The sequence below is a fragment of the Centipeda sp. (in: firmicutes) genome (assembly GCF_057271695.1).
This window is the reverse complement of record NZ_DBHIVL010000090.1, coordinates 1-8,593: the sequence shown is the minus strand read 5'-3', so window position 1 is coordinate 8,593 and position 8,593 is coordinate 1. Positions and strand designations below refer to the sequence as shown.

Annotated in this window: 7 protein-coding genes; 6 read left to right on the top strand and 1 reads right to left on the bottom strand. The window is 52.8% G+C overall.

The genetic code is table 11. The features are described 5' to 3' along the window. Positions 1-95 precede the first annotated feature (95 nt). The 6 genes from ACO6BQ_RS11120 to ACO6BQ_RS11095 are packed head-to-tail and all read left to right on the top strand — an operon-like array spanning position 96 to position 7,688. On the top strand, positions 96-2,957 hold the full coding sequence (locus tag ACO6BQ_RS11120) for a glycosyltransferase family 2 protein (RefSeq protein WP_489120947.1): 2,862 nt from the start codon (positions 96-98) through the stop codon (positions 2,955-2,957). A 48-nt stretch (positions 2,958-3,005) separates the two neighbouring features. Continuing rightward, the gene (locus tag ACO6BQ_RS11115) at positions 3,006-3,416 is read left to right on the top strand and encodes a sugar 3,4-ketoisomerase (RefSeq protein ID WP_489120945.1); all 411 of its coding nucleotides are present in this window, start codon (positions 3,006-3,008) and stop codon (positions 3,414-3,416) included. Continuing rightward, on the top strand, positions 3,413-4,534 hold the full coding sequence (locus ACO6BQ_RS11110) for a DegT/DnrJ/EryC1/StrS family aminotransferase (RefSeq protein ID WP_489120943.1): 1,122 nt from the start codon (positions 3,413-3,415) through the stop codon (positions 4,532-4,534). Before ACO6BQ_RS11115 ends, ACO6BQ_RS11110 begins: the two co-directional genes overlap by 4 nt. Beyond that, positions 4,521-5,444, top strand: a complete 924-nt coding sequence (locus tag ACO6BQ_RS11105) for a glycosyltransferase family 2 protein (protein WP_489120941.1) — start codon at positions 4,521-4,523, stop codon at positions 5,442-5,444. The genes ACO6BQ_RS11110 and ACO6BQ_RS11105 overlap by 14 nt, the downstream gene beginning before the upstream one ends. 19 nt (positions 5,445-5,463) lie before the next feature. Continuing rightward, positions 5,464-6,084 (top strand): GNAT family N-acetyltransferase, encoded by a 621-nt coding sequence (locus ACO6BQ_RS11100; RefSeq protein ID WP_489120938.1) that lies wholly within the window; start codon positions 5,464-5,466, stop codon positions 6,082-6,084. Then, on the top strand, positions 6,081-7,688 hold the full coding sequence (locus ACO6BQ_RS11095; protein WP_489120937.1) for a CDP-glycerol glycerophosphotransferase family protein: 1,608 nt from the start codon (positions 6,081-6,083) through the stop codon (positions 7,686-7,688). The genes ACO6BQ_RS11100 and ACO6BQ_RS11095 overlap by 4 nt, the downstream gene beginning before the upstream one ends. Before the next feature lie 105 nt (positions 7,689-7,793). Here ACO6BQ_RS11095 and ACO6BQ_RS11090 read toward each other — a convergent pair. Then, a partial coding sequence (locus tag ACO6BQ_RS11090; protein ID WP_489120936.1) for a Na+/H+ antiporter NhaC family protein occupies positions 7,794-8,593 on the bottom strand: 800 nt, incomplete at its 5' end.

Genomic DNA, 8,593 nt, shown 5'->3' with positions numbered 1-8,593 from the left:
GTTATGAGTCCTTTTTTTGTTAAATTGTGTTGCACTTAGATTGTACATCCAAGATATAAATATATGGGCGTTTGTATGCGGAGAAAGAGTGGAGTATGAGGGAACAAGAAGCCGCACACAGTGGTTCACAGACAGAAGAAGCCGTTCGTCGGATTGCAGAACTCAGATCACAGGGCTGCTGCCTTTATTATTTTGTGCCCGATTTTACTTCGGATGAAGGGCTGTGGCGCAGTGTATTCCGTTCGTACCTCCGTGCTTACTCCGCCGCAGATCAGACGGCTCTGATACTGATGCTGCCGGAGGGCGATGCTTTCGCGGAGCTGGGCGAGATGCTCGAACTCCTCGCGGCACTCGGCGAAGATGCTCCGCTTGTCCTCGCACATCTATATTCGGATGCTTTTTTTTATGCAGCACTGCGGCAGGAGGACTGCCTGATTGCGGCAGCGGACGAGCTTTCTTCGCACTGCGTCCGTATTGCCGTTGGGATGGGCGCATCGGTCGTGAACGCGGTCGGCTGGATGCCGTATCATGATATCTGTGATATCAGCGTATGTGTTGCGACATATCGCCCCGACGATGAGATGCTTTTTGCGACGCTTACCTCGATTGTTCAGCAGCGGGGATGCCGCTTCGAGATTCTGGTAGGGGATGACGGTTCGGAGCATTTTGACGCGAAGCGCGTGGAACTGTGGCTTTTGCAGCATCGGTTTAAGAACTATACGATTTTCCACAGTGCCGAGAATCAGGGGACGGTACGAAATTATATGAATATGTACGTCCATGCCCGTGGTCGCTACATTAAGAACATATCTCCGGGCGACTTCCTCTACAGCGATCACGTTCTGGCAGATATGATGCAGTTCATGAAGCAGAACGGCTATCAATTTGCATTCGGGCGTTCTTGTAACTATCGTAAGGAAAATCATAAATACATCCTTGTGGATCGTATGAACCCTCATTATCTGCGTCCCTATCAAGAGGGGGAGCTTTCTGCGATCAAGGAGGCTCATCTCGTCTGTCAGGATTATGCGGTTGGTGCGGCATTCCTTGTTGAGCGCGATTTGATGATCTCCTATACAAAGGATATCGTCGGCCATGTGACCTACATGGAAGATGGCGTTCATATCATGATGGTCGCAGATGATATACCGCTCGGTTTTTGGAACCACAACTTTATCTGGTATGAGTGCGGAACAGGGATTTCGGGCGGATCGTCTGATGCGTGGGTCACGCGGCTTGGACACGATCATTGCGTGGTGCTGATGATCATTGCACAGCGGCATCCGGAACTGCGGGATCTGTGCACTTGGCATACAGGCGGGAGAACGCCGTCGGATTTACCCTATATGAAGATCATGGAGGCATACGATGCTGAGATGACGCGGGTGAGGGGCAAAGAGTCCTATCTGCAGAATGTCGATCCGCAGGAACTGAAAAAACTTGTTCATGGGGAAGTTGTATTTCCATCGGATGAGGATGCTATAGAAGGTGCGTCTGCACGACACACCGGTGTACAGACATTCGTACGCTCCCCTGTATTGGCGGAGGAAACTCAGCGAAAACTGAATGATTTTTTTGTAAAAGTGTCGCAGCAGCGTGAGATCATCGGACAACACCTTCGCAGCGGCTCCTATGAGAACGTCATGAGGTCGATGGAATACCTTGCGACTATCCTCTATCACTGCAATCAAACCTATACGGATGAAGTCCTCGAAGGGTATCTGGACACGCTGTCAAAGCTGCTGCCCGAGCCGTCTTCTGCACAGCAAAAACATGAGCGGCAGCGCGTTGTATTCTACGACGCATTCGGATACGACATACGCGGCCTTGCACTCATCTATCTCCGTGCGCTCAGCCGCATGGACATCGAGCTCTTCTATCTCGCTCCGGAATCTGCACGAGGGAATATTCCCAGTCTGGAAGCGGCATTGAAGGAGGGCGGCGGTCGTGTCTGTTTCTTGCCGGATGCGAGGAATACGGGCGCATGGGCGCACACACATCTACTGTGCGATGTCATGGATGAGCTCCGGCCCGATATTGGGTTCTTGTATACGACACCATGGGATATTGCGGGAATTCTCACATTCATGCGCGCTGCGGGACAGATGATGCGCTATCAGATCAACCTGACGGATCATGCCTTCTGGCTCGGCACTCATGCGTTTGATTACTGTCTTGAGTTTCGTGATTTCGGCGCGAATGTCTCGCGGCAGCATCGGCAGATCGCACCTCAGAAAATATTGAAACAGCTCTACTATCCCTGTATCGACAGGACACTTGCGTTTCAAGGGTTTCCGTTTGAAAAGGCAGCGGGAGACTTTATCATCTTCTCGGGCGGGGCTGTTTATAAAACGCTTGACCGAGCAAAAACATACTATCAGATTGTCGATTTCTGTCTTGCGAACTTCCCTTATGTAAAATTTTGGTATGCGGGAACGGGACCGGAGCACCAGTTTTTTGATCTGCGGGCATTGGAGCAAAAATATGCGGGACGGGTCTTTCTTACGGGAGAGTGTGAAGACCTGTTCCAAATTATGCAGAACGTGGATATGTATCTCAACACCTGTCCGCAAATTGGTGGTCTGATGACACAGTATGCGGCACTGGCAGGGAGACCACCGTTTAACCTCCTCTGTCTTCCGCACGGGGCGGGTGCGCCTTCGGTACTCCTGCCCACGGAGGAGCTGGGCATCGAGTATACGGATCTGGAGGAGCTTCTTGCGGAACTGCGACATTTTATCGGAGATCCAACCTACCGTCAAATGAAAGAGAATGTATTCCGCTCGAAAAAACTCGTTGTCACAGAGGACGAATTTGCGGAGAATTTGGCGAAGATCCTGCGCGAGAATCGATCGGACTATCCCATCCGAGTATTTGACGTCGATCTGCGGGTCCAGGAGGCTCTGTATGCCCAACTTTGGGAACAGGCAAAGTGGGATGGAGCGGATAACGAGTAGCTTTATCGGAGAATGTTTCATACCTTTTAGAACGAATGGGAGTGTACGATGCAGATCGTAAAATATATGTTTCAGCCGCACGGCGATGAGCGCGGTATGCTTGTCGCTCTGGAGGAGTTTAACGACATCCCGTTCCGCATCAAGCGTGTCTACTATATGTATGACACCGTGCCGGGGGTGGTGCGCGGACATCATGCCCATCGGGCACTCGAACAGATCCTCATCTGCATTCATGGAAGCTGCAAGGTGCGCCTTGACAACGGATATGAGAAGAAGGTCGTTGCACTCGAAAAACCCTACGAGGGGCTGTATATCTCCAGTGCGATGTGGCGGGAAATGTATGATTTCTCCGCAGATGCCGTGCTCATGGTGCTCGCGTCTGAGGTCTACGACGAGGCAGATTACATTCGTGATTACGACGAATTCTTGCGTATGGTGCGTGGGGAGGCGCGGGCATGAAGATTGATCTTGCCATACTTGGGCGACAGTATGAACTTCACGCTGCGGCGTATGAGGAAGCGGCTCTGCGTGCCCTGCGCTCCGGCTGGTACATTATGGGGCCGGAACTTGCAGCGTTCGAGGAGGAGTTTGCCGCCTATACCGGGGCGAAATACGCCGTCGGGCTTAACTCGGGGCTTGACGCGCTGACGCTTTCTGTCGCTGCGCTCGGGATCGGTGCGGGCGATGAAGTCATTGTGCCCGCGAACACCTATATCGCAACGGTGCTTGCGGTCACAGCAAACGGAGCAACCCCAGTATTCGTCGAACCGAATGAATACTACAATTTGGACACATCGAAACTCGAAGCCGCAATTACGAAGCGTACGCGTGCCATCATGCCTGTCCATCTCTACGGACAGGCAGTCGATATGCCGTCTGTCATGGCGGTCGCAAAGCAGCATCATCTTGCCGTGATCGAGGACTGCGCTCAGTCGCATGGGGCGCATTTCGGCGATGTGATGACAGGACGTTTCGGTGATGTCGGCTGCTTTAGCTTCTACCCGACGAAGAACCTCGGCGCGTTCGGCGATGCGGGAGCGATTGTGACCGATGATGCGGCTCTTGCCGATAGGATTCGGATGCTCCGCAACTATGGCAGTCAGGAAAAATACCATAATGAGCTTTGTGGCGTCAACTCCCGTCTGGATGAGATCCAGGCGGCGCTTTTGCGTGTGAAGCTGCGTTTCCTGCCCGAACTGACCGCCGAGCGCAGGGCGATTGCGGCGCAGTATCTTGCGGGGATGCAGAGTGACCATATCACACTGCCCACACTGCGCGAGGGAGCGGAACACGTCTATCATCAGTTCGTTGTACGAACGCAAGCGCGGGATCACTTCAAGGCATATCTTTCGGAACTCGGCATCGATACGGTGATCCACTACCCGATTCCCCCGCATCTGGCGGAGTGCTATACGCAGCTCGGGTATGGGCGCGGTAGTTTCCCCATCGCCGAGCAGTATGCGGATGAGGTGCTGAGCCTGCCGATGTTCAACGGGATGCGGGCAGATGAGATCGCCTATGTGATCGATACGATCAATGCCTATGTAGGGGAGTGTGTGATACATGGCAGAGGTTGATGTCTCCGTCTGTGTCCTTACCTATCGGCCGGACTATGAGAAGCTGTTCATGACGCTTACGTCCATCATTCGTCAACAGGGCTGCTCCTATGAAATCATCATTACAGACGATGGGACACCGGACTTCCGACAGGATCTGATTGAGGCGTGGATGACCACGCATGGGATTACGGATTATTACATCGTACGCAGCATGGAGAATCGGGGAACGGTTCGCAACATCAGGAACGCATATGCTGTCGCGCACGGTAGATATGTCAAGCCGATCTCCCCGGGGGATGGTCTATACAACGATACGGCACTTGTGGGAATGCTCCGCTTCATGGAGCGTGAGGGATATCATATTGCCTTTGGGCGTAGCTGCTATTATGGCAAGAGCACAGAGCAGATTCACATTTACAATGGAATGAATCCGTACAATCTGCGTCCGTATCTGGCGCGAAATACTGCGGCGATTAAAGAAGCGTACCTCGTGTGTCAGGATTATGCCTGCGGAGCGTCGTTCATGGGGGAACGTACACGCATGATCTCTTATACAGATCGTATTCTCGGGTCGGTTGTGTACGTGGAGGATTCGGCGTATGTGCTGATGGTAGCAGATGGGATACCGCTCGGCTTTTGGGATCATAATTTCATATGGTATGAAAGAAGCGATGGCATATCAAATGTGGCATCGGAAGAGTGGAAGAAGCGACTCATGTGCGACAATCATGCGATGCTTGCAATCATGGCAGAGCGGCATGCGGATCTAAGGGAGCTTTGCAAGTGGCACATAGAGGGGCGGAGCAATGCGAATTCCCCCTATGCACAGAGCGTTCGCAGGTATTATGCTGAGGTGGATCAGATCATCGCCACAGAGACATACTTGCAGGATGTCAACCCTTATGAACTGCAGAAACTGATGGAGTAGATATCGAGATGCTGGGTGAATGCGTATGATGCAGGGGATTCGACTGGATGGGCAATCGGTATATTTGGTGGAGGTTGTGGAGGCATATTTTCCCTACATCATAGCGTGGCGCAATGATCCCGTGAACAACCGCTATCTGAACCAGCCTTTTCAGCTTACGATTGAAAAACAGCGTGCATGGTATGAGTATTATTGCTCCGATCCAGCGCAGGGGCTGCTCATCGTCGTGGACAAAGAAACGGATGCGCCGTTTGCTACAATGGGGTGGACAGACTATGATCCGGAACAGCGGCTCTGCATTACAGGGCGACTACTCGTCGGTGATCGCCGTTATCGGGGAAGTCTGCGCTTTGCAGAGGCAAGCCTTCTTTTTGCGGACTATATGTACGGCGCATTGAAGGTGGATACTTGCTATGCGCATATCGTGCGCGATAACATCGCATCCATACGCTATCACGAGAAATATGGGTTTCATCGGAACGATGGCATTGTGCGTTTCCCCAATGAGCTTATCGTGAATGGGATGAAACAGGGCGAATATGCCCGCTCTCAGGCAGACTGGCTTTCTGTACGTGCGCGTATTGCTCAGAGTGTTGCTAGACGGGGTACGAATGAGCCGAGCAGGAGAGGGGCGATATGATGCGGGTAGACGCATTTGCCAACCGCGAAACAGCGGCGTATTATTTGCAGGAAGCGCATAATCGTGTGCATACGGAGCGTAAGATGCGCGTTCTTTTTCTTGTGCAGGATCCGTTCGTCTGGGATAAGCAGGAACCTGTGTATGATGTGTTTGCCGCCGATGAAGCGGTGGAGACAATCATTGTACTTGTCCCCACATACACGGCAACGGACGCTGCTATGCAGAAAACCGTAGGGCGATATGACGAGGGGTATTGGCATTTCTTTCACGATCGATATCCCGATGTCTACGATTTTACGAATGTTCTCGATCTGCGTGTTTTTGCGCCAGACTATATCTTTTTATCGAAGCCATACGAGGCACTTCGCCCGCTCATCGGTACACATACGCGCGAGCTTGCTAAGTTTGCAAAACTTTGCTATATTGCATATGCCTCGCCAGGAACGAAAAATTTTCTTGATTTGAATGCAAGAATGGAAGACTTCTTTTCGCATATAACCTTCCATTTTTGTGATTCAGAGGAAGAGAAGCTTTTGATGGAGGCTGTCCATCCATTGACAGTCAGCAGGGGTGTGCAGCATTTTGAAGATCTCGGTTATCCCTGTTTTGAGTGCTATCTGGACGAACGGCGCACCGCTCATTCGGCACGTAGAATCTTGTGGACGCCGCGTTGGACTACGCAAGAGAGGATTGGTGGAAGTCATTTCTTTGAATATAAAGACCTGTTTCTGGAATTCGCAGAAAAGTATGGAAGTGAGGAATTAAAATTTGCAATCCGTCCGCATCCCTTAATGTTTGATCATTTTGTTACGGAGGGGCAGATGACCGAGCAGGATGTTGCAGACTATAAGGCGCAGTTGGCAGCACATGACATTGAACTGGACGAAGGGTGCAATGCTGTTGATACACTTTTTGTGACAGATATTCTTCTGAGCGACTTTTCATCTCTTAATATGCACTTTTTCTTGTTGGATCGCCCGATGGTATATTGTCCGTGTTCCAGCGAGCTAGCTGATGATTTTAAGAAGATACTCGAAGGCTCCTACGTCGCCGAGAACTGGGGACAGGCGGAATATTATTTAACGAAACTGATTCGCGGCGACGATCCTAAGGCACAGCGGCGGCGTGAAATCATCGACGTGTTCCGCGCAAAGCATACAGGCGCAGCACACCGAATCGCGGAGCGGCTCAAACGGGACTATGCAGAAAGTCTGCATCCTGTCGCGGTCTATCTGCCGGAGGTAGAGCGATGGATCTTTGAGCAAAAGAAAGGACTCGTTTCTCTGATTGCAGGGCGGCAAGAGGGGCTGCTTGCCAATTTCTGTGCGCAGGAGTGGTACGAGGGGTATCTGGCGCTCCTCCAGATGCGTGTTCGGAATGAAAATCTCGTGTGGGGAGAGGCGCAGATTCTCTCTAAGCTGCAGGAATGGTATGCCGCTGCCGGGGAGCGTGAGCATCGTGCCTGTCTCACACTGGCAATGCTCCTCTTTGCCGATCCGTTGACGCTCTCTGTGCCGCTTGAGATTGACCTGTGGTCCGAGGGGCTGTATGCGGACATACGTGAGGTCTTTTCGCGGCAGCGCCGCGAACGCGGCATTGGATAATGCCGCGATGTCGCTGCTCTGTGCGAAGACGTTATCTCCATAGAAAGAGCCGCCGACGAGGTTTATACCTCGTCGGCGGCTCTTTTCACTGCGCTGAAGCGATATTTATTTTTCCGTCGAACTCACACGTGCAGAGAGGATTGCCATGGAGAGGGCGAGTGCGGCAACACCGACCCCAAGACCGATGTAGCCGTTGCCTGTGAGTCCGTCGGCGATGTAGCCGAGGAGGGAGCAGGAGGCGACGACGGCGACGTAGGGCAGCTGTGTCGAGACGTGGTCGAGGTGGTGACACTGTGCGCCCGCAGAGGCAAGGATGGTGGTGTCGGAGATGGGGGAGGCGTGATCGCCTGCGACCGCGCCCGAGAGGATGGCGGCAACGGAGACGACAAGGATGTCCGGTGCGGTCTGTCCGAGGACGGCGATTGCAATCGGAATGAGGATGCCGAACGTGCCCCAGCTCGTGCCCGTCGCAAAGGCAAGCCCTGCTGCAACGAGGAAGAAGAGGGGCGGTAGGAACATGACGACCCCTGCATTCGCCTGTACGACAGAGCCGACGAAACCGCCGAGGTCGAGATACTCCTTGCTGCAGATGCCCGAGAGCGTCCATGCGAGGCAGAGAATGAAGATGGCAGGAGTCATCGCCTTGAAGCCCCAGCCGAAGCTGTCGCAGAACACGTTGAACGAGACGACGCGGCGCGGCAGATAGAGCAGCCCCGTAAAGACGAAGGCAATGAACGAGCCGAGCACAAGCGATTTCGACGAGTCACAGTTCGCGAAGGAGTCGGCGATGCTGTTGCCGTCATGGATGCCGCCCGTATAGAGCATTCCGTAGATACACGCGCAGATGAGGACGAGGAGGGGCAGCATGAGATCGATCATCTTGCCGCGACCCTCACTCGCCGCGC